This is a genomic window from Motiliproteus coralliicola (genome assembly GCF_003345655.1).
GTDB lineage: Bacteria > Pseudomonadota > Gammaproteobacteria > Pseudomonadales > Balneatricaceae > Motiliproteus > Motiliproteus coralliicola.
Window position 1 is genome coordinate 1,250,943 of record NZ_QQOH01000001.1, and the last position, 20,604, is coordinate 1,271,546.

The window sequence follows — 20,604 nt, forward strand, 5'->3', positions numbered from 1 at the left end:
CGCCTGAAAAAGACGACCATAATTTTTCAATCGGCAAAAAAAAGCGGCCTATCCAGCCGCTTTTCTTCGCTTGATGTCCTTGATGTCAGCCGTCTAGGGTTATCGACTTGATCAAGGCTTTCAGGGTCTGATCAGCCTCGTCGTTGGCCACCTGACAGGTTCCCGCCGCGTGATGACCGCCGCCGCCATAGTGCAGCATCAGTTCACCGATGTTGGTGCGCGAGCCCCGATCGAAGATCGACTTGCCGGTGGCAAAGACGGTGTTCTGCTGCTTCAGCCCCCAGAGCACATGGATCGAGATATTGCACTGCGGGAACAGCGCATAAATCATGAATCGGTTGCCGGCCCAGATGGTCTCCTGGTCGCGAAGGTCCAGTACCACCAGGTTGTCATAGACCTTGGCACAACGTTGTAACTGTTGCTCAAAGTTCTGCTCGTGTTCGCGGAACAGCTCCACCCGCTCCTGCACATCAGGGAGTTGCAGAATCTGATCGATACTCATCTCCTTGCAGGCATCGATCAGCTCCATCATCAGTTGATAGTTGGAGATGCGGAAGTTGCGGAAACGTCCCAGCCCGGTGCGCGAGTCCATCAAGAAATTGAGCAGCACCCAGCCCTGCGGATTCAGTATCTCTTCACGGCTGAACTGGGCCGAGTCGGCCTTATCGACCGCTTCCATCATTTCATCCCAGACCGCAGGAAAGGCATCATGCCCACCGTAGTGCTGCCAGACCACCCGCGCCGCGGAAGGTGCCTTGGCTTCGATAATATGGTTGTCGATTGCCGCCGCGTTGCGCACTGTCTCAGACTCATGGTGATCAAAGACCAGATGAGCGCCGGGCACATAGGGCAGATTGGTGGTGATATCGTTCGGCCCGATCTCGATCAACCCGTCCTGCATATCCTTGGGATGAACAAAGGTAATCTCATCAATCAAATTCAAATGCTTAAGTAATACCGCACAAACCAGACCGTCAAAGTCACTACGTGTTACCAAACGGTATTTTTTCTCACTCATGGCAAGCCCTTGTTCCTTAGCCGCTTCAATTTACGGCGATTTCACAGATCCTATCGACAATACAGCACCAGTGGACCGCCGCATTGATCCAAATCTAAAGACAGCACCCTACGGCAGCTAAGTTATCCCAATCAACACCGGCCCGGATCAAAACGAGGAGCCGGGCTGAGTGAGAAACTCAAGCTCCTCGGCACTGGACTCACGCCCGAGAATCGCATTGCGGTGCGGATAACGGCCGAAGCGATCGATAATCTCTTTGTGTTTAAGCTCAAACGAGTAGTTATCTTCCAGCCCCGGCTGCTGAAACAGCTCAACCGCCTGTTGATGAATCAATGCCGACTCGCTGTGCATGAAGGGCATATACAGAAAGGTTCGCTGTGTTGGTTCCAGCTGCTGATCATCCCCCACAGCCACCGCCTCCTGGGCCAGAACCAGCGCCTGGGCATCACAACCGAACGCGGCAGCCTGATCCCGGTAAATATTGCGCGAGAACTGATCCAACACAATGATCTCCGCTAGGCGACCCCGGGGTTCCTGCCGCCATCGATAGAGCTCACCCTGCGCGGCGGCGGCGTGCACGTCACCAAACCGGTTGTCGATCAGCTGATCAAACTCAGCATCCTTGATCCAGTGCTTTGAGGGTTCGATCTCTTCAAACCAGAACTCGATTATCTGCTGCCAATCCATCACGACTCCTCTTTCGACCAGCTTGCTCATGCGGATACTTTAAACCGACAAACCATCGACTTTAACATCAATAGCACAGTCCCGCGGGGCCGACAGCCAGGATCGAACGGAACCTGTTAAGCGACAACGTTAAGCGGCAACGGCAATGCCCCAGCAGATCGGTCGGCTTTGACTATGATTCTAGGAGGCTTCGGGTCAAAGCCCCCGGCAGTTGCTACGGAAAGTTCGTTGACCGATCCGAGCAGCGTCAACGATCCCAAATAACAACCTGAAGGAATAACCGATGAAATCACTCCTGGCCGTCGTTTGCCTGAGCAGTTTTACTACCCTAAGTTACGCCGACTGGACCCTGAATCTGGATGACTCCAGTTTCAGTTTCGCCTCGATCAAGAAGAACCATGCCTACGAAGTTCACACCTTCAATCGCTACGAAGGACGCATCAGCGATGCCGGGGAAGCGGAGCTGACATTGGATCTGGCATCGGTTCAGACCGGTATCGAGATCCGCGATCAACGGATGCAGTCGATGCTGTTTGATACACCCAAGTTTCCCGCCGCCAGCTACCGGGTCAAGGTCGATCCGACTCAACTCAAAGCCCTGAAGCCAGGACAGCGCCTGGCAATCAACGCAGAGGGGAGCCTGTCCATCTTCGGAATCGAAAAGCCGCTTCCGGCGGCGCTCAATGTCTTCAAGCTGGGTGATAACCGCCTGCAGGTTAATACCGCCCGACCGATCGCACTCAAAGCTCAGGACTATGGCCTTGATGGTGGTATCGAGGCTCTACGCAAGATCGCCAATCTACCGGTGATCTCACTTACGGTTCCGGTCAACTTCAGCCTGGTGTTTGACCAGCAATAATCCTGGAAATCGACCGACTGACACCCAAAAAAAAATGCCGCAACAAGTGCGGCATTTTTTTAGCTAGGCGTTTAGGCTTAACTGTCGGCCTTGGCTTTGTCAGCTTCTTCTTTCTCAGCCGTCGCGATCGCCCAGTTGTCGATCACCTTGCCAACATCTTTGTGCTGCTCCATAAAGTGGGCGAACTGGTTGCGGAACACCAAGCCGATATTGATCCCTTCGGCGATGATGTTCTCCACCTTCCACTCCTTGGCCTTATTCAGGTACAGCGCGTATTGAACCTGGAAGGTCTGCCCGTCCTTGAGGGTGATGACCGAAGGCACCTTAGCGCGCTTCTTTTTCTTATCGTAAACGGCTTTGCCAATCTCGACCTCTTTGAGCTGGTCCAGATTTTCCAGCCCTTTACTGTAGGTCTTGACCAGAGAGTGCTTGAAGATACCGACGAAGTTTTGCTTCTGTTCTTCGCTGGCCTTGCGGCCGTGCTTACCCATCACCTTGCGGGCGATACGGGGAAAATCCACCACCGGGCCCAGCTCTTTCTCCATCAGCGCCAGCAGCTCATCATCGGGCATACCAGCCACCAGCACCTTGTCATCGATCAGGCGCTGCAACGACTGGTAGCTGCTGTCGATCACCTGTTCCGGCGTCGCCGAATCGGCCTGTGCCAGACCTCCGATCATCAGGGTCAGCATCATCAACAAAGAGGAGCGCCAGAATCGAGTCCAGCGTTGAGTCATAGAGATCATTATTTCGCCTTCAGTTAAAGTCATTGCCCCTCAGACAGGCCATGACACAAATGATTCAATCGTTAGGGATTACCACAACGGCCAGTTCTTAAATGCCACCAGGCCCCAGATCACCGCCAACAGTACCAGAGCAAGGAAAACCGCCGCTGAACCGATATCTTTGGCCCGTCCCGACAGGGGATGACGTTCTTCACCAACTCGATCCACCACCGCTTCGATAGCCGAGTTCATCAGTTCCATCAGCAGCACCAAGCCGACCGGTAGATAGAGCAGAGCCAACTCCGCCGCATCGGCCGCAATCCAGTAGCCTATGGGCAACAGGATAATCGTCAGGATCAGCTCCTGACGAAAGGCCGCCTCATGCTTCCAAGCCGCCCGGAAACCCTGCCACGAATAGATCGCCGCGTGATAGATACGGCTCAGGCCGCTGCGTCCGGGCTTAGACATCAGAATTCAGCCAGCACCTGTTTGCACCATTTGCTGACCCGCTCGTCGGTCAGCTCACTCTGACAGTCTTCATCCAACGCCAACCCGACAAACTGCTTGCCGTCGGGGGTCAGCGCCACCGATGCGCTGAAGTCATAGCCTTCGTTGGGCCAGTAGCCGACCATTTCGGCACCGGCCTCGACCAGCTTGTCGTGCAATTTGCCCATCGCATCGAGGAACCAGTCGCCGTAGCCGATCTGATCGCCGAGGCCGAACAACGCGATCCGCTTGCCATTCAGCTCCAGCTCGTCCAGATCTTCCCAGACATCCTCCCACTCAGACTGGATTTCACCGTAGTCCCAGGTTGGAATTCCCATGATAATCCGGTCGAAAACACAGGCCTCGGCGGGAGATGCATCGGCAACATCGAACAGCTGCACCTCATGACCGGCCAAGTTCTCCTGAATTTTCTCAGCAACATCCTCGGTGTTTCCGGTCGTTGAACCGTAAATCAATGCGATTTTCACGTCTTTCATTCTCAACAAACAAAGCTCGCCCGCGCGGGTATCAGCGGCGCCGGGCAAGTTAGTGCGGGGTTATTTTTTGGGGGCAAAGGCGTCAAAGGTATTTTGCGTCAGTCGCTCGATCGCCTCGCGGGCCTCATTGAAGGTTTCCAGGTTCTCGCTGCTGGCATTTTTCAGCGTCGCTTCGACGGTCTGGGTGTACTTCTTCTGCAGTTCGATCAGCTCCTGCGCCGAGCCGCAGCTCTGCAGCTCCCGGGTCTGGGACATGGTTTGGTTCATGCAAGCTTTGGCGCACTCGATCTGCTGCTCCGTCAGCTTTTCAAGCATCCGGGTCTGGATCTCCATCAGCTCTTTGATCGGTTCCATCGATACATTCAATTTTTTGCTCATATCTTGAAACATACTCTCTATCCCTGCTTATCAATGCCAAAATTATAAGCTGTGGCTCCGCAGACTGTACAGATCTGACTACGATACCGGCAGACCGGTTAACGGCGTTTACTGACCGACCGGCGAAAGAGCGTTAGCATAGCGTTTATCACCAGTCCCGAGAATGACGGGGATCAAAGAGGATCACGCAATGCGCTTACTACACACGATGCTACGGGTCACCGACCTGGATCGTTCGATCGAGTTTTATACCGAACTGCTGGGGATGCAGCTGTTGCGGCGCAAGGACTTTGACAGCGGTCGCTTTACCCTCGCCTTCCTCGGCTACGGCGATGAAGCGGAGCACACCGTGCTGGAACTGACCCACAACTGGGATACCGACAGCTACGAGCTGGGCTCGGCCTATGGCCATATCGCCATCGAAGTGGAAGACGTCTACGCCGCCTGCGACAAGATCAAAGCCAAAGGCGGCAACGTGGTCCGCGAAGCCGGTCCAATGAAGCATGGCAGCACGGTGCTGGCGTTTGTGGAAGACCCGGACGGCTACCAGATCGAGCTGCTCGGGGGCTGACCGCTGCTGCCCCCCCTGGTGGCGGGGGTACACCCTCGCTTTCAGCTTGAACCCCATCCCGGCTAACGCTCTAATAGCCATGGATCTTTTCACATAACACGCCCAAGAGTCCTGCAATCTATGCCACACCCGATCAGCGACGACGATCTGCGATTCGATCAGCAACATATCTGGCACCCCTACACCTCCATGATCGACCCGCTGCCGACCTACCCGGTGGACAGTGCCGACGGCGTCTATCTTCAGCTTAGCGACGGTCGCCGACTGATCGACGGCATGTCCTCCTGGTGGTCCACCATCCACGGTTACAACCACCCGACGCTCAATGCCGCGGCGAGCGAACAGTTGGAAGCGATGTCCCACGTGATGTTCGGCGGCTTGACCCATCAGCCGGCAATTTCGCTGAGCCGCAAGCTGGTGGAGATGAGCCCCGAGGGGTTGGACAAGGTGTTTCTGGCCGATTCCGGTTCGGTCTCGGTCGAAGTGGCGATCAAGATGGCGATTCAGTATTGGCAGGCGCGTGGCCAGTCCGACAAGTGCCGGTTGCTGACCATCCGCAACGGTTATCACGGCGACACCTTCGGCGCGATGGCGGTCTGCGACCCGGTCAACGGCATGCACGAGCTGTTCAGCGGTGTCTTGCCGCAGCACCTGTTCGCACCGGCTCCCCATTTGGGTTTCGACGGCAGCGACAACGATGAGGATATTGCGGCGCTGGAAACGTTGATGGAACAGAACCATCAGCAACTGGCGGCGTTGATTCTGGAGCCAATCGTCCAGGGCGCCGGGGGCATGCGCTTTTACCGCCCCGACTATCTACAGCGAGCCCGCGAACTCTGCGATCGCTATAACCTGCTGCTGATCGCCGATGAGATCGCCACCGGCTTTGGCCGTAGCGGCAAGCTGTTCGCCTGCGAACACGCCGATATCAGCCCCGACATTCTCTGCCTCGGCAAAGCCCTGACCGGTGGCTATATGACCCTGGCCGCAACCCTGACCAGCACCGAGATCGCCGAAACTATCTCCAGCGGCGGCGCCGGCTGCTTTATGCACGGCCCGACCTTTATGGGCAATCCTCTGGCCTGTTCGGTCGCCAATGCCAGCCTGGAACTGCTGCAGAGCGACCCCTGGCAGCCGCGGGTCGAGCGGATCGAAGCAGGACTGCAACAAGGTTTGGCCCCCTGCGCCGAACTCGACAGCGTCGCCGATGTGCGGGTGCTGGGTGCGATCGGAGTGGTCGAAATGAAACAGCCGGTTCAGATGGCGTCGATCCAGCGCGCCTTTGTCGACCAGGGAGTCTGGGTTCGCCCCTTCGGCAAACTGGTCTACGTCATGCCTCCGTTCATCATCAGTCCGGAGCAGCTTGAACAGCTGACCCAGGCGATCCATCGCGTAATCTCAACCCAACAGGACACAAAGTAAGGAAACAACATGGCCCGTATCAAGATCGAGATGCCCGATCACTTTATCTTCAGCACCGAACTGCCGATCCGTATCAGCGACATCAACTACGGTGGTCACCTGAGCAACGACCGCATCCTGTCGCTGGTCCACGAGGCCCGGGTCCAGTTTCTGAAGGGCTACCAGTACAGCGAGCTGGATGTCGAAGGACGGGGCCTGATCATGACCGACTCGGCCACCATCTATAAGGCCGAAGGCTTCCACGGTGACCGCTTGCAGGTCGATATCGCCGTCAGTGATTTCAACAAGTACGGCTGCGACTTCTTCTACCTGCTCAGCAACAAGGACACCGCGGTTGAGATTGCCCACGTCAAAACCGGTTTCGTGTTCTTCGACTACGACGAGCGCAAGGTGGTCCGGGTCCCGGAAGGGTTCAAAAATCGTTTCGTGAAACAGGCTGAATAAACTCTGAGCTAACCCTCAATCCCAGTTCAAGGAGGAAGACCATGGCCAGCGGCCTGTTCGCGATACTCGACGACGTTGCTCTACTGCTCGACGACGCCGCCACCATGAGCAAGGTGGCGGCCAAGAAAACCGCCGGTATCCTCGGCGATGATCTGGCGGTCAATGCCGAAAAAGCGGTCGGCTCACCGGCTTCCCGCGAGCTGCCAGTCATCTGGGCGATCACCAAGGGCTCGACGATCAACAAACTGATCATCCTGCCGCTGGCCTTTCTGCTCAGCGCCTTTGCCCCGGGACTGATCGTGCCGATCCTGCTGCTCGGCGGCGCTTACCTTTGCTTCGAGGGAGCCGAGAAGATTCATGAGTGGATCAGCCCCCATGGTCACGCTGATGGGGATCAGGACCCTCAACAGCCGGGGGCCAACGACGACGGAACCCTGGACGAGCGCGAACAGAAAAAGATCAAGGCGGCGATCCGTACCGACTTTATCCTGTCGATTGAGATTATCGTGCTGGCACTGGGCACCGTGATCGAGCAGAGCCTGACGATCCAGATTCTGGTGGTCAGCTTTATCTCGCTGCTGGCCACCGTCGGCGTCTACGGCCTGGTGGCACTGCTGGTGCGGATGGACGATGCCGGCTTCTACCTGATCGACAAGGCCGAGTCGATGGGAGCTGAGGGGAACGGCGCCATGGCTGGCGGCCTACGCCGGTTGGGCAATTTTATGGTGGCGGCGCTACCGCAGATCATCCGAATTCTCGGCATCATTGGCACCATCGCCATGCTGCTGGTCGGTGGCGGCATGTACAGCCATAACATCGACGCGATTCACCACCTGCTCGACCCCCTGCCCGGGCTGCTGGGCGACCTGCTGGCCGGTATTGTCGTCGGGGTGATCATGCTGGCAATTGTCAGCCTGGTGAAACGCCTTCGTGGTGCCGGTCAGGCCCACAATTAGCCCGGCATCAAAATACCGTTCCTTTCGGTATTTTGTTAACGATACGATCAACCCGACAATTTTAATGCCGGGTTGATCGCGTACAAAAAAGCGAACCCATTTAACGGATTCGCTCTTTTCAACCGATCAGCGCTATCGACGCTGGGATTACAGCGATCGATCCAGCCCCTGCTGCCAGAAAGCGATCTCCATCCGGGTGGCCGTGGTGAAGTGGCCCTGCAGCTGTCGGGCTCGTTCGGAGTCCGCCGGGATCTCGGCCAGCAACTGATCAAAAAACTCGACGCTGGCGTAGGCCGCCTGCTGGTACTCCTCTCCGGCGTACATATCGATCCAGTTCGCATACGGATTGCCTGCTTGGACAGCGTTGCCCGGTTGGGTCAGGTACTGACCCACTTCGGCATAGCCCAGCGCACAGGGAATCAGCGCCGCATACAGATCGGTCAGATCCCCCTGCAAGCCAGCATCGATCAGATAACGGGTGTAAGCCACGGTGGCGACCCCTTCGGGCAGCGCCACCAGATCCTCTTCGCTGAGTCCCCAGTCTTTGCAGTAGTCGATATGCAGCGTCAGCTCATGCTCGACCAGCGCACTGAGTGACGGCATGCTGGCACGCATCTGGGCCGGATTGGCACTCTTGAACACCGCCAGCCCGAAGGCACGGGCGTAGTGGATCAGATACAGATAATCCTGCTGCAGGTAGTGCTGGAAGCTGGCTTTATCCAACGTTCCCTGGCCGAGCTGTTTGACAAAATTGTGCTGGATATAGTGATCCCAATCCTGCTGACAACCGGCGATCAGATCGCGATGATTCATGCTTAACTCCCGTTACTGAACGATATAGTCTGCCGCCTTGGGCAGCTTGCTGATCACCTTCTGATCGTGCAGGAACTTGGCGTAGTTGTCGTAGCGGGCCAGGTCCGCCGCTTGGGGACGCAACGCAAAGCGCACCAGCGTATCCTTCCAGGCGTTGCGGTTCAGTTCGGTATCGAGCTTGTTGCCGTCATCGTAGGATTTGAACAGTTCCCAGGCTTCCTGCGGATGGTTAACGGTGTACTGGGTGGCCAGCTCCACCGCGCGGTTAAAGCGCGCAATCATGTCTCTGTCGAGCTTGTTGCTGTTGGCCACCACCACCAGCTCATCGTAGGGCGGCACGCCCTCCTCTTCGATATAGAAGGCCTTACCTTTGAACCCTTCCATGCTCAGCTGATGCATCTCGAAGTTGCGGTAAGCACCGTAGATGGCATCGACCTTACCCGACGCCAGCGACGCTGACAGTGACCAGCCGACATTAACCATCTCGACATCGTCGATGGTCAGGCCATTGTTACGCAGCATGGTACCGACGGTGGCATCCACCAGGCCGCCATCAAACGGGAAGCCGATCTTCTTGCCCTTCAGATCCGCCACGCTGTTGTAGCCCTTGCCATCCAGCACCATCAGGGTATTGAGCGGAGTCGCAATCAGGGTCGAAATACGGGTCAATGGCAGGCCTTCAACCACGTCGCGAATCAACTGCGGCTGGTAGGTCACGGCCAGGTCGAACCGGCCCGCCGCCACCAGTTTCGGCGGCATGCTCGGGTCGGCCGGTTCGGTGATCTCGACCTCCAGCCCCTGCGCTTCGAACAGGCCTTTCTGTTGCGCCACAATCAGCGGCCCATGGTCCGGATTGACGAACCAGTCCAGCATCAGGGTGACCTTTTCGGCCATCACCGGCTGACTCAGCAGCAGCGCGCAAACAGCAATCAGTTTTTTCATCACAACGTCCTCGTTAGTACCACAACCAGCTGCAGGCAGCGCAGCTGGGTTCTGTTAGGTTGCGGCAGCCAATCCGCTCAGGGCTGCCGCAGCTAGTGCTAGTTCTTGTGTTAGTGCTATTCGACCCGGGCCAGGTATTGGCGCTCGGTAGGTTTTTCCTGGTGCCAGGGAATCAGCTTTTTCAGCAACCAGTCGGCGATGTAATAGAGCGATATCGAGAACAGCGCCAGGATAAACAGGGCGGCAAACATATCGGCAATCTGCATTCGCGCATTGGCCTGCAGCATCAGGTAGCCCAAGCCACCGGAGGAGCCAACCCACTCGCCCACCACCGCTCCGATCGGCGCCACCACCATCGCCACCCGTACCCCCGAAGCCAGGGTAGGCAACGCTGCCGGCAGGCGCACATGCCAGAGCATCTGGCGCGGGCTGGCGCCCAGGGTTTTGGCCAGATCCAGATAACCGGCCGGGGTATGCCGCAGGCCGTCAAAGCAAGTGGTGCAGACCGGGAAAAAGATGATCAACGCCGCCATCACCACCTTGGAGCTCATCCCGTAACCGAACCAGAGCATCAGAATCGGCGCCAGCGCGAACACCGGGATCGCCTGGCTGGCCACCAGCACCGGCAGCAACCAGTTCCGAACCGGGTTGAACAGCAGCATCAGCAACGCCAGCGAAATGCCCATACTCAACCCCAGCAGCAGCCCCAGCAGGATCTCGCTCAGAGTAATCAGACTGTGGTCCCACAACAGCTGCGGATTGGCCAAGAGTTTACTGAACACCAAACCCGGCGGCGGCAGGATAAACGGCGGCATGTCGAACAGTTCCACCACCAGTTGCCAACCGGCCAACAGCACCAGGGTGGTGACCATCAGTCGAGCGACCATACGCCAACGGTTATCAGACCCGAGCATAATCACCTCCGTCGGAAGGCTCTGAGCCCGGATGAGGGTGCAGGTCAGCCTGCTGCATCGCATCGAGCAACTGCTGTTGATAGTCCCCCAAGGTACTGTCCACCGGCCGGGGTATCGGGCTGGACGGCGTTTCTACCGGGATCAGTCGCCGGTTCTCGAACAACCAGACCTGATCGCCCAGTCGCAAGGCTTCCTGCGGATCATGGGTGATCAGCAGCACCGTCCGACCGGCCAGTGCATCCACCGCCAACGCCTGCAGCCGGTGCCGGGTGACCGCATCCAGCGCACTGAAAGGCTCATCCATCAACACCAACGGGGTGTCCTGCATCAGGGTTCTCGCCAACGCGACTCGCTGGCGCATGCCGCCCGACAGCTGCTCCGGGCGTTGCTTGGCGCAGTGGCCGATGCCCAGTTGATCGAGCAGTTCGCTGGCCTTACGACGCTCCTGCGGGCTGACACGACCGCCGTTAACGCGAGCCTTAAGACAGACGTTATCCAGCACGCTCAGCCACGGAAACAGCAGATCCTGCTGTGCCATGTACGCCACCCGTCCCATGACCGGCTGGCCGTTTCCATCCACCATCTCCCCCTGGCAACGATGCTCGGGTTCGATCAGCCCGGCCAGCATCCGCAGCAGGCTGGTTTTGCCACAACCGCTTCGACCCAGCAGACAGCTCCAGCTGCCCGCTGGCAGGGTCAGGTTAATGTTCTCAAACAGGGGCTGGTCTGCCCCTTGATAGTGCAGCCCGACCTCGCGCAGGGCGACCTCAAAGGTCATCAGCGCGCAAGCCGATAGAAATGATGCACCGGTCCGGAGCCGGCCCCGATGTTGAGTTCATCGGCATGACAGATGGCGCCGTGGATATAGGCCTTGGCCTGCTCGATCGCCTGGGGCATCGGCAGTCCCTGAGCCAGATAACTGGCGATGCTGGCTGAAAGGGTGCAGCCTGTACCGTGGGTGTTGTCGGTATCCACCCGCTCGCTGGAATAGCTCTGGATCCCATCAGTAGAGATCCAGAAATCCTCCGCCCGCTCGCCCTCCTGATGCCCGCCTTTGAGCAACACCGAGCGACAACCCAGCGCCATCAGCGACCGGCAATACTGCTGCATCTGTTCCGAAGTCTGCGGCAGCGGCTCGCCGCGCAGCCCCAACAACGCCTGGGCTTCATGCAGATTTGGGGTGACCACATCCGCCAACGGCAATAACTGGTTGATCAGGGTGTCGACGGCATCTTCGGCCAGCAGCAGATCGCCGCTGGTGGCCACCATTACCGGATCCAGTACCACGAATTTCGGCTGATAACGAACCAACGCTGCAGCCACCGCCTTAATAGTCGCAGCATCGCCGAGCATGCCGATCTTAACGGCCAAAATATCCAGGTCGGAGAATACCGCGTCAAACTGTTGATTGATAAAGGCTTCGGGCACCGGCATCACCCCGGTAACACCCAGCGTGTTCTGCGCCGTCAATGCGGTGATCACAGAACAGGCGTATCCGCCGGTGGCCGAGATCGCTTTGATATCGGCTTGAATACCGGCACCGCCACCGGAATCCGAACCGGCGACCGTCAAAGTAATGGGAGTCTGGGGCATGGGAAGGTCTCTTAGAAAGGCGGATCGGAGACCTTAGAATCGCATCGATGGTGCAACTCCGGTGGTTCCCTACGCCAATTATTCTGGATCAGGTTCAACGGGTTCAGCTGTGGCTATCTCAGCCCGATGCAAGCACATGCTCAGGCTCCCCGACCAATGCACAGATCATAATCAGAGCCCTGAATAATTACAATTTGCGCCGAATAAAATTGATCCGAATCCCGGTCAAGCGCCAGCGAGCTATACCTTGGTATCCATCCGGCAACTCAGGTCTGAAAATCCCTGGTTGGCATAAAAGTCTCGCGCCCCGCCGTTGAAAGCCATCACATCCAGTTCTACCCGATCGACCCCTTCCAAGCGGGCTATCTGCTTGGCATCGTTCAGTAACGCCGAACCCACCCCTTGGCGACGATAACCTGGGTCCACGTAAATCAGTTCAACGCAGGCAAACTTACGCGGCAATCGAATGATCGAACCATGGTGTTGGTAGATTTCGACAAACAAAAAACCGGCAATCTCGGTCTGCCGTTTGGCGATTCGAAGATAGGATGTGGATGAATCCAGGCTTTGGAGCAGAAAATCCTTGAACGCTGCCGAGTCGACAGCGGTAAACAGTTCCGGATGAGCTGCGCGGTGCACGCCCTGCTCGATAACAAAATAATCGGTGAGCTGATCGAGGTCAGCGGCGGTTACATCTTCAATCAGTAGTTTCGTCAAGCTAGCGGCCCAGCAGAATTATCAGCTGTCGAATAGCTTAGGATAAGCCCGGCTTAAGCGCGATCACTTAGCCGTAATCCTGATAGTGATCCGGCGCCAGGTCCTGGAACTTGGAGTGCTTACCGATAAACGCCAGACGGCAGGTTCCGATCGGACCGTTACGCTGCTTACCGATAATGATCTCGGCCTGGCCTTTGGCTTCGGAGTCCTCGTTGTAGACCTCGTCCCGGTAGATGAACATGATCACGTCGGCATCCTGCTCGATCGCACCGGATTCCCGCAGGTCAGAGTTGACCGGACGCTTGTTGGGGCGGTTTTCCAGAGTACGGTTGAGCTGCGACAGCGCGATCACCGGACATTCCATCTCCTTGGCCAGCGCCTTCAGAGAGCGGGATATCTCGGAGATCTCCTGGGTCCGGCTCTCGACCTGGCCCTTCAGCGACATCAACTGCAGGTAGTCAACCATGATCATCCCCATCGAGCCGTGATCGCGGTAGATCCGTCGTGCCCGAGAGCGCATCTCGCTGGGTGAAACCCCGGAGGTGTCATCGATATAGAGTGGCTTGTCCTTGAGCATATTGACCGCGGTGGTGAGCTTGGGCCAATCGTCCTCTTCCAGTTTACCGTCACGAACCCGGGTTTGGTCGATCCGCCCCAAGGAGGCCAACATCCGCGTAACCAGACCTTCAGCGGGCATCTCCAGGCTGAACACCAACACCGGTTTTTCCTGCCCCATCAGGGCGTTTTCCACCAGGTTCATAGCGAAGGTGGTTTTACCCATTGAGGGACGCGCCGCGACGATCACCAGATCCGACCTTTGTAGCCCGGAGGTCATACCATCGAGATCGGTAAAGCCGGTGCTCACACCGGTCATGGTGGTACCGGCGTTGAACAGCTCGTCGATCCGATCCAGTGCACTTTCCAGCAACGGGTTGACGCTACGCGGTCCGCCATCGGCCTCACGACCCTCGGCGATCTTCAACACCTTTCGCTCGGCTTCGTCCAGAATATCGCCGCTGACCCGTCCTTCGGTATTGAAGGCGCTATCGGCAATCTCGTTGGCAATCCCGATCAAACGACGCAGCGTTGCCCGCTCCTTGACGATTTCGGCATAGGCGCGAACGTTGGAGGTACTGGGCGTGTTCTTGGCCAGATCGATCAGGTAATCCAGACCACCGGCCTGGTCCTGTGCCTTGTGACGGTCCAGCTCCTCGGACAGGGTCACCACATCGATCGGCTGCTCGGCCTTGAACAGCTTCTCCATGGTGCGGAAGATCACCCGATGTTCGGGACGATAGAAGTCATCGGCGACGATAATCTCGTTGACCGCGTCCCAGACCCGGTCATCCAGCATCAACCCACCCAGTACCGATTGCTCGGCTTCGGTAGAATGGGGCGGAATTTTCGCTTGCTGCAGGGCGCTATCGAGTTCGGCGGTATCGGACATCTTCGCAATCGGACCGGTGGTAAGAAGTGAACATTGGGTACAGATTCAGACGGACCAGCTTACTGGCTGTGCCCATTTTCGACAACCACATAAAAGCTCGATTTAGCCAATCTATCCCAGAAACAAAAAAGCACCATCGGGACAACCCGACAGTGCTTTTTGAGCTAGTCGACGAGCCCTAAAGCCCGTCTCGTCAAACGACGTCTACCTTACTCGGCAGTAACGTTCAGTTTAACGACTGCAGTAACGTCGCTGTGCAGCTGAACGTCGATTTCGTACTCGCCAGTGCTACGCAGAACACCTTCCGGCAGACGAACTTCGCTCTTGTCAGCGTCACCACCAGCAGCGGCGATCGCATCGGCGATGTCGCGGGTGCCGATAGAACCGAACAGCTTACCTTCGTCGCCAGCTTTGGCTACGATGGTCAGTTCCAGTTCGTTCAGCTTCTCAGCACGGGCTTCAGCAGCAGCCAGCTTCTCAGCAGCGGCTTTTTCCAGCTCGGCGCGACGCGCTTCAAAGCTTTCGATGTTGCTCTTGGTGGCCGGTACGGCTTTACCGTAAGGCACCAGGTAGTTACGGCCGTAGCCGGCTTTGACGTTGACTTTGTCGCCCAGGCCGCCCAGTTTGCCGACTTTCTCGAGCAGAATGACTTCCATCTCGCAAACCTCTTTTGTTTACCCTGAGCCTTGGCTCAGGTTCTTCTCGCTTTCAGATGCTTCCTGAAGTCGATAAAGCTATCGGCTACAGCCAGCATAATCAGCAAGGCTATCAGATAAGGTCCGACTATTATCATCACCGAATAAAAGGCGACCAGCCAGGACCTACTTAACTTTTTAATCGCAACAATCGCGTGGATCAGACCGATGCTTGCCACCACAAACGGGGTGATCAATACCGGTATCCAGCGGGCCGCTTCGAAGGGCAAAGTCTTACCCAGTAACAGCACCGCCAGGCCAGCCGCTGCAAACAGCGGTGACAACCGCAAGCCATGAAACTCTGCTTTAAACCCACCGGGGTTGTAGAGTTTCGACTGCCACCAACGCGCTATCGCCAGGCTGATTAATGACGAGCCGAGGAAGCTTGCAACGATTGCTCCTAACAGCAATTCGCGCAGCCACTCAGGCTCCAGCGGCATCGACATCTGTGGATTGCTCTTCTTCAGAGCCTCAAGCAGCACAACAGCCGCTTCATCCACCTGAGTGATCAGCTCGGGCAACAGTGAATCGACCAGAAAACTGAAGATCACTGCTATCACAGTGGCCACCGACAAGGTCTGTGACCAGGAAACCGAGCGCCTCAACACAACCGCTAGCGCGGTGGTCCCCAACAGGGTGACCATTGGTGAGGCTTGATCCCGCCAAACCAGCCAGATCAGCGCGGGCGCCAGCGCCCACAGCATCAATCCGACGCCGTCGGAGGTGCCCCTTCGCAGGGTAACCAGTCCGACGATGGCAGCACTGAGTATCATCAATACCGTGGCTGCCAGACCCAGCATAAGCCGGGCTTGTTCCACTTCGAGTGCCACAAACAGCAGCGGCAATGAAGCGATAGATACAGTTGCGATTATCGCCTGCGTCCGACCGCGCATTGCGTATTCGGCCAGCGCACGCATAAACATCTATTCCCTAACGGAAGGCCTGGACTTAGTGGCCGTCGGTGTAGGGCAACAGCGCGATGTAGCGAGCACGCTTGATAGCGGTCGCCAGCTGACGCTGGTACTTAGCTTTAGTGCCGGTGATGCGGCTGGGTACGATCTTACCGGTTTCGGTGATGTAACCCTTCAGCGTGTCCAGATCCTTGTAATCGATCTCGGTAACACCTTCGGCAGTAAAACGGCAGAACTTTCTGCGACGGAAAAAACGAGCCATTTAATTTCTCCTGATATCTATCTGTGCGGTGAACGCTTACTCGGCAGCAGATTCTGCTGCAGCTTCAGCGGGAGCTTCTTCAGCTTTCTCTTCACGCTTAGGCGCTTCACGACGAGGAGCCTTACGGTCTTCGCGAGCTTCAGCAGCCTTGATGGGAGAAACACCAGTTACGGCTTCTTTCATGCGGACAACCATGTTACGGATGACGGCATCGTTGAAGCGGAACAGGTTGGACAGCTCGTCCAGGGCTTCATTGCTGCACTCGACGTTCATCAGTACGTAATGAGCCTTGTGGATCTTGTTGATCGGGTAAGCCAGTTGACGGCGGCCCCAGTCTTCCAGACGGTGGATCTTGCCGTTGTCACCTTCGATAACGCCGGTGTAACGCTCGATCATAGCGGATACTTGTTCACTCTGATCCGGGTGGACCATGAACACGATTTCGTAATGACGCATTGTGTCTCCTTATGGGTTAACAGCCCCTCAACGCGGCTCGGAATGATCCGGTGAGAAGCAAGGAGTTAACTAAGTTTTTGGGACCGCGAATACTACAGGCTCTTTGACAACCAGGCAACCCCATCGTTCTAAATCAATTTCGACGACCGAGGGATCAACCGTTGCGCTGGCGAACCGCCTCGAACAGACAGACGCCAGCGGCCACCGATACATTCAGACTACTGACCGAACCGGCCATCGGAATCTTCACCAACTGATCGCAGTTCTCCCGGGTCAGCCGCCGCATGCCGCTACCTTCGGCCCCCATCACCAACGCCATTGGCCCGGTCAATGAAGCTTCGTTCACCAACTGGGTCGCCTCGCCGGCGGTACCGGTAATCCAGACCCCGGCGGCCTGTAGCTGCTTCAGGGTGCGGGCCAGGTTGGTGACCACCACGTAGGGCACCGTATCGGCAGCCCCGCAGGCCACTTTGACGGCGGTGGCATTGAGCGGCGCCGACTTATCCTTGGCGGCGATCACCGCCTGTACTCCGGCTGCATCGGCGGTACGCAGGCAAGCACCCAGGTTGTGCGGATCGGTGACCCCGTCCAGCACCAGCAGAAACGGCGGTACTTCGAGCTGTTGAATCAACTGTTCCAGGAAGGTCTCATTACGGATCTGCACCGCTTCGACTTCGGCAACCACGCCCTGGTGGACACCATCGATCATCTGATCAAGCTCTTTGCGATCCAGATGTCGGATCTTGATCCGGTGATGCTTGGCCAAGTCGATCAACTGCTGGATCCGCTTGTCCTTGCGTCCCTGTTGCAGCAGCAGCCCCCGCACCCGCTTGGGCTCGCGCTCCAACAACGACTGTACCGCGTGAATTCCAAAACTGTACTGGCTCATTGATCGGCTCCTGAAGCACGGCTGGGCTCAAACCACTGGGACGCCTGCTCTCGAACCAGTTGGGTCAGCAATCGGATATGGGCAGGATCACTATTCAGGGCCGGGATATAGCCATAGTTGGCTCCACCGGCCTCAAGAAACTCCTGTCGGTTTTCTTCGGCGATCTCTTCCAGGGTTTCCAGACAATCGGCCGAAAAGGCCGGGCTCAGCATATCGACCGACTTAACCCCCTCAGCGGCCAGGGTACGCAGGGTTTCATCGGTATAGGGTTTGACCCACTCCGCCGGCCCAAAGCGTGATTGGAACGTTGCCTGGTAACGGGATTCCGGCAGATCCAACTTGGCCGCCAACAACGCAGCCGTCTCACGGCACTGCTGCGGATAAGGGTCTCCCTTGTCGGCGTACTCCTTCGGAATGCCATGGAAGCTCATCAGCAACTTGTCGCCCGCCTCGTGCTCGCTCCAGTACTGCTGTACCGATTGCGCCAGCGCTTCAATATAGAGCGGATGATCGTGGTAGCTTTTCAGGATCCGAATGTCGCAGACTTCACGCTGATCCAACTGGAAGCGCGCCACCTGATCGTAGACCGGTGCGGTCGAAGTGGCGGAATACTGCGGATACAGCGGCATCACCAGAATACGCTGGTAACCGTCCTGTTTGAGTTGTTTGAGCATCGGTGTCAGGCCAGGATTGCCGTAGGTCATCGCCGCGAACACGTCCGGGCTTCGACCAGGAAATTCGTTCTGCAGCGCAACCTGTAGCGCCGCCACCTGCTGATTCAGAATCTTGCGCATCGGCGAATCCTGGTCCCAGATACTCTGGTACAGCTTGGCGACCTTGCCGGGTCGAACCTGCAGGATGATCAGATTCAGCACCAGCCACCAGAAAGCGCGCTTGAACGGCCCTCCTTCAATAACCCGCTTGTCCCACAGAAACGGTCTCAGGTATTGGCGGACAGCCTGAGCCGTCGGTTGATCGGGGGTTCCCAGATTGACCAGAATAACAGCGCTCTTTTGCATGCTCGTGCGAAGATCCTTAACGAGATGAACCCACCCGGGTCGGCGGGCCCTTTTTGAGAACCGCTATTATTCCCGAGCTGCCGCGGAAAATACACCGGCTTTATCGCATCCAGGCTCATCAACAATTCGGCAATGCCCAAATCCATTTACTTTCCGACAGGGGCTATGCAGAATCCGAGTCTCTTTCGTGCAACGAACCGCGCCGATCCGCATCGACGCCACCACCGGACCAACAACTGATGGACGCCACCGATCGCCAGATTCTCGACCTGCTGCAGCAGGATGCCACGCTCTCGACCGCCGCGATCGCCGAACAGGTAGGACTGAGCCCAACCCCCTGCTGGCGTCGGATTCAGAACCTGGAAAAAGCCGGGGTGCTGCGAGGACGGGTCGCCCTGCTCGATCGCAAGCAGCTCGACCTCAATGTCGATGTCTTCGTCGAGATCAAAACCGATCGACACACCCCAGAGTGGATCGAAACCTTTACCCGCGCCATCGACGAACTGGATGAAGTGGTCGAATGCTACCGCATGAGTGGTGAGGTCGATTACCTGCTACGGGTCGCCGTCGGCGATATCGAAGCCTACGATGCCTTCTATAAGCGTCTGATCGAGCGGGTTGAGGTGGCCAACATCAGCTCCTATTTCTCGATGGAGCGGATGAAATACACCACCGCACTACCACTACAAGCCGACGACCAAAGCACCGAAGTGTAGATTACACCGAAGGCAAACAGCGTCGAAGACAGATAGCCCCTGATCGCCAGCTCCTCCCCAGAACGAAAAAACCCGCCAATAGGCGGGTTTTTTTATCAACCGACAACTAAGTCAGTTTATTCCAGACCGGCAAATACCGCGTCACGGATATCCTGGACCGAACCGACACCGGCAACATAAACGTAGCTCGGAGCCGCTTCCGCGTCTTCTTTCGCCCAACCCTTGTAGTAAGTGATCAGCGGAGCAGTCTGCTCGTGGTAAACGCCCAGACGGTCACGAACGGTAGCTTCGTTGTCGTCGGCACGCTGAACCAGGTCTTCACCGGTCACATCGTCCTTGCCTTCCACCTTGGGCGGATTGAAGGTCACGTGGTAAGTACGACCGGAACCCGGGTGTACTCGACGACCGCTCATACGCTTGACGATCTCTTCGTCAGCCACATCGATCTCAACCACGGCGTCGATCTTCACGCCAGCTTCCTTCAGCGCGTCGGCCTGCGGGATGGTGCGCGGGAAACCGTCGAACAGGAAACCGTTGGCGCAGTCAGACTCAGCGATACGCTCCTTAACCAGACCGATGATGATCTCGTCGGAAACCAGCTGACCGGCATCCATCACCTCTTTGGCCTGCTTACCCAGCGGGGTTCCCGCCTTAACCGCAGCACGCAGCATGTCGCCGGTAGAGATCTGCGGAATGGAATACTTCTCGGTAATGTACTGTGCCTGAGTGCCCTTTCCTGCGCCCGGGGCGCCGAGCAAGATGATACGCATAAACGCTCACTCCATCATTTTTAAGAATAATTCGGTGTCAGGGCCACTGCCCTCAGATACAAACCCGTTCCGCCGGTCTTACCAGATTGCCGGAAACACGACGACTATCAGAATCGGGATTGTCAGCAGACAGCCATAGTTCGAAGAACCAGCTGTCTGCACGGTAATCATCCCACCCGATCCGCTCAATACGACATTAGGACTAACGACGGCCAGCGCTTCGCGCCCCGTCCGTCCGGATCGGGAGGATCAGGCAGACTAGCCTATCCGCTCAATAGACACAATCCCCTACAGATTCAAGCGCCTGCCATTCAAGAGTTGAGCAATATTTCGCCAGAAACCGTAGATATTGTTGATATAGGTCAGAGGACGTAAGAAATTGTTTTCATACGTCCGTTTTAATCACTAAGCTTGCCC

26 protein-coding genes and 1 riboswitch are annotated in these 20,604 nt (G+C 57.0%); of the genes, 6 read left to right on the forward strand and 20 right to left on the reverse strand.

From position 1 onward, the window contains the following. Positions 1-85: 85 nt before the first annotated feature. Both DV711_RS05490 and DV711_RS05495 read right to left on the reverse strand, forming a co-directional pair. Positions 86-1,018: a DHH family phosphoesterase gene (locus DV711_RS05490; protein WP_114694614.1), complete on the reverse strand. Its 933-nt coding sequence runs from the start codon at positions 1,016-1,018 to the stop codon at positions 86-88. 147 nt (positions 1,019-1,165) lie between these two features. Beyond that, on the reverse strand, positions 1,166-1,735 hold the full coding sequence (locus DV711_RS05495; protein WP_207802536.1) for a DUF924 family protein: 570 nt from the start codon (positions 1,733-1,735) through the stop codon (positions 1,166-1,168). A gap of 253 nt (positions 1,736-1,988) precedes the next feature. On the opposite strand from DV711_RS05495, the gene DV711_RS05500 reads away from it, so the two are divergent. After that, positions 1,989-2,564, forward strand: a complete 576-nt coding sequence (locus DV711_RS05500; RefSeq protein ID WP_114694616.1) for a YceI family protein — start codon at positions 1,989-1,991, stop codon at positions 2,562-2,564. A gap of 77 nt (positions 2,565-2,641) precedes the next feature. On the opposite strand, the gene DV711_RS05505 is transcribed toward DV711_RS05500, so the two are convergent. The 4 genes from DV711_RS05505 to DV711_RS05520 all read right to left on the reverse strand — a co-directional run bounded on the left by DV711_RS05505 (position 2,642) and on the right by DV711_RS05520 (position 4,650). Continuing rightward, positions 2,642-3,310, reverse strand: coding sequence for an MlaC/ttg2D family ABC transporter substrate-binding protein (locus DV711_RS05505; protein ID WP_165840006.1), 669 nt, complete (start codon positions 3,308-3,310; stop codon positions 2,642-2,644). Between the two features lie 69 nt (positions 3,311-3,379). Continuing rightward, positions 3,380-3,757: a diacylglycerol kinase gene (locus tag DV711_RS05510; protein ID WP_114694618.1), complete on the reverse strand. Its 378-nt coding sequence runs from the start codon at positions 3,755-3,757 to the stop codon at positions 3,380-3,382. Continuing rightward, a complete protein-coding gene (gene fldB, locus DV711_RS05515; RefSeq protein WP_207802537.1) occupies positions 3,757-4,272 on the reverse strand; it encodes a flavodoxin FldB in 516 nt (171 codons plus the stop codon). Before fldB ends, DV711_RS05510 begins: the two co-directional genes overlap by 1 nt. A gap of 60 nt (positions 4,273-4,332) precedes the next feature. Continuing rightward, a complete protein-coding gene (locus tag DV711_RS05520; RefSeq protein ID WP_243633739.1) occupies positions 4,333-4,650 on the reverse strand; it encodes a phasin family protein in 318 nt (105 codons plus the stop codon). Between the two features lie 190 nt (positions 4,651-4,840). On the opposite strand from DV711_RS05520, the gene gloA reads away from it, so the two are divergent. From gloA to DV711_RS05540, 4 genes are all read left to right on the forward strand, one after another. Continuing rightward, positions 4,841-5,221, forward strand: a complete 381-nt coding sequence (gene gloA, locus DV711_RS05525; protein ID WP_114694620.1) for a lactoylglutathione lyase — start codon at positions 4,841-4,843, stop codon at positions 5,219-5,221. A 120-nt stretch (positions 5,222-5,341) separates the two neighbouring features. Then, a complete protein-coding gene (bioA, locus tag DV711_RS05530; protein ID WP_207802538.1) occupies positions 5,342-6,643 on the forward strand; it encodes an adenosylmethionine--8-amino-7-oxononanoate transaminase in 1,302 nt (433 codons plus the stop codon). 9 nt (positions 6,644-6,652) lie between these two features. Further along, on the forward strand, positions 6,653-7,087 hold the full coding sequence (locus DV711_RS05535; RefSeq protein WP_114694621.1) for an acyl-CoA thioesterase: 435 nt from the start codon (positions 6,653-6,655) through the stop codon (positions 7,085-7,087). Positions 7,088-7,128: 41 nt separating this feature from the next. After that, a complete protein-coding gene (locus DV711_RS05540) occupies positions 7,129-8,043 on the forward strand; it encodes a DUF808 domain-containing protein (protein WP_114694622.1) in 915 nt (304 codons plus the stop codon). A 147-nt stretch (positions 8,044-8,190) separates the two neighbouring features. Here the strand turns inward: DV711_RS05540 and tenA are convergent, their stop codons facing one another. From tenA to hemH, 13 genes are all read right to left on the reverse strand, one after another. Further along, positions 8,191-8,856 (reverse strand): thiaminase II, encoded by a 666-nt coding sequence (gene tenA, locus DV711_RS05545; protein WP_114694623.1) that lies wholly within the window; start codon positions 8,854-8,856, stop codon positions 8,191-8,193. 12 nt (positions 8,857-8,868) lie between these two features. Continuing rightward, positions 8,869-9,798, reverse strand: a complete 930-nt coding sequence (locus DV711_RS05550; protein ID WP_114694624.1) for an ABC transporter substrate-binding protein — start codon at positions 9,796-9,798, stop codon at positions 8,869-8,871. A 116-nt stretch (positions 9,799-9,914) separates the two neighbouring features. Then, positions 9,915-10,712, reverse strand: coding sequence for an ABC transporter permease (locus DV711_RS05555; protein ID WP_114694625.1), 798 nt, complete (start codon positions 10,710-10,712; stop codon positions 9,915-9,917). Next, positions 10,699-11,490, reverse strand: coding sequence for an ABC transporter ATP-binding protein (locus DV711_RS05560; RefSeq protein WP_114694626.1), 792 nt, complete (start codon positions 11,488-11,490; stop codon positions 10,699-10,701). The genes DV711_RS05555 and DV711_RS05560 overlap by 14 nt, the downstream gene beginning before the upstream one ends. After that, positions 11,490-12,305, reverse strand: a complete 816-nt coding sequence (thiD, locus tag DV711_RS05565) for a bifunctional hydroxymethylpyrimidine kinase/phosphomethylpyrimidine kinase (protein ID WP_114694627.1) — start codon at positions 12,303-12,305, stop codon at positions 11,490-11,492. Before thiD ends, DV711_RS05560 begins: the two co-directional genes overlap by 1 nt. A 49-nt stretch (positions 12,306-12,354) precedes the next feature. After that, a riboswitch (TPP riboswitch) is annotated at positions 12,355-12,467 on the reverse strand. Between the two features lie 78 nt (positions 12,468-12,545). Then, a complete protein-coding gene (locus tag DV711_RS05570; RefSeq protein ID WP_114694628.1) occupies positions 12,546-13,022 on the reverse strand; it encodes a GNAT family N-acetyltransferase in 477 nt (158 codons plus the stop codon). A 67-nt stretch (positions 13,023-13,089) separates the two neighbouring features. Continuing rightward, positions 13,090-14,469: a replicative DNA helicase gene (dnaB, locus tag DV711_RS05575; protein WP_114694629.1), complete on the reverse strand. Its 1,380-nt coding sequence runs from the start codon at positions 14,467-14,469 to the stop codon at positions 13,090-13,092. Positions 14,470-14,678: 209 nt separating this feature from the next. Then, the gene (rplI, locus tag DV711_RS05580) at positions 14,679-15,125 is read right to left on the reverse strand and encodes a 50S ribosomal protein L9 (protein ID WP_114694630.1); all 447 of its coding nucleotides are present in this window, start codon (positions 15,123-15,125) and stop codon (positions 14,679-14,681) included. A 35-nt stretch (positions 15,126-15,160) separates the two neighbouring features. Beyond that, the gene (locus DV711_RS05585; RefSeq protein ID WP_114694631.1) at positions 15,161-16,081 is read right to left on the reverse strand and encodes a hypothetical protein; all 921 of its coding nucleotides are present in this window, start codon (positions 16,079-16,081) and stop codon (positions 15,161-15,163) included. Positions 16,082-16,112: 31 nt separating this feature from the next. Continuing rightward, positions 16,113-16,337: a 30S ribosomal protein S18 gene (rpsR, locus tag DV711_RS05590; RefSeq protein ID WP_114694632.1), complete on the reverse strand. Its 225-nt coding sequence runs from the start codon at positions 16,335-16,337 to the stop codon at positions 16,113-16,115. Positions 16,338-16,373: 36 nt separating this feature from the next. Then, a complete protein-coding gene (gene rpsF, locus DV711_RS05595; RefSeq protein WP_114694633.1) occupies positions 16,374-16,793 on the reverse strand; it encodes a 30S ribosomal protein S6 in 420 nt (139 codons plus the stop codon). A 154-nt stretch (positions 16,794-16,947) separates the two neighbouring features. Beyond that, a complete protein-coding gene (gene rlmB / locus DV711_RS05600; protein WP_114694634.1) occupies positions 16,948-17,682 on the reverse strand; it encodes a 23S rRNA (guanosine(2251)-2'-O)-methyltransferase RlmB in 735 nt (244 codons plus the stop codon). After that, a complete protein-coding gene (gene hemH / locus DV711_RS05605) occupies positions 17,679-18,701 on the reverse strand; it encodes a ferrochelatase (RefSeq protein ID WP_114694635.1) in 1,023 nt (340 codons plus the stop codon). The genes rlmB and hemH overlap by 4 nt, the downstream gene beginning before the upstream one ends. A gap of 239 nt (positions 18,702-18,940) precedes the next feature. On the opposite strand from hemH, the gene DV711_RS05610 reads away from it, so the two are divergent. Beyond that, a complete protein-coding gene (locus tag DV711_RS05610; RefSeq protein WP_114694636.1) occupies positions 18,941-19,417 on the forward strand; it encodes an Lrp/AsnC family transcriptional regulator in 477 nt (158 codons plus the stop codon). Positions 19,418-19,533: 116 nt separating this feature from the next. Here the strand turns inward: DV711_RS05610 and adk are convergent, their stop codons facing one another. Next, positions 19,534-20,187 carry an adenylate kinase gene (gene adk / locus DV711_RS05615; RefSeq protein WP_114694637.1) on the reverse strand — a complete coding sequence of 218 codons (654 nt, stop codon included), beginning with the start codon at positions 20,185-20,187 and terminating at the stop codon, positions 19,534-19,536. Between the last annotated feature and the right edge of the window lie 417 nt (positions 20,188-20,604).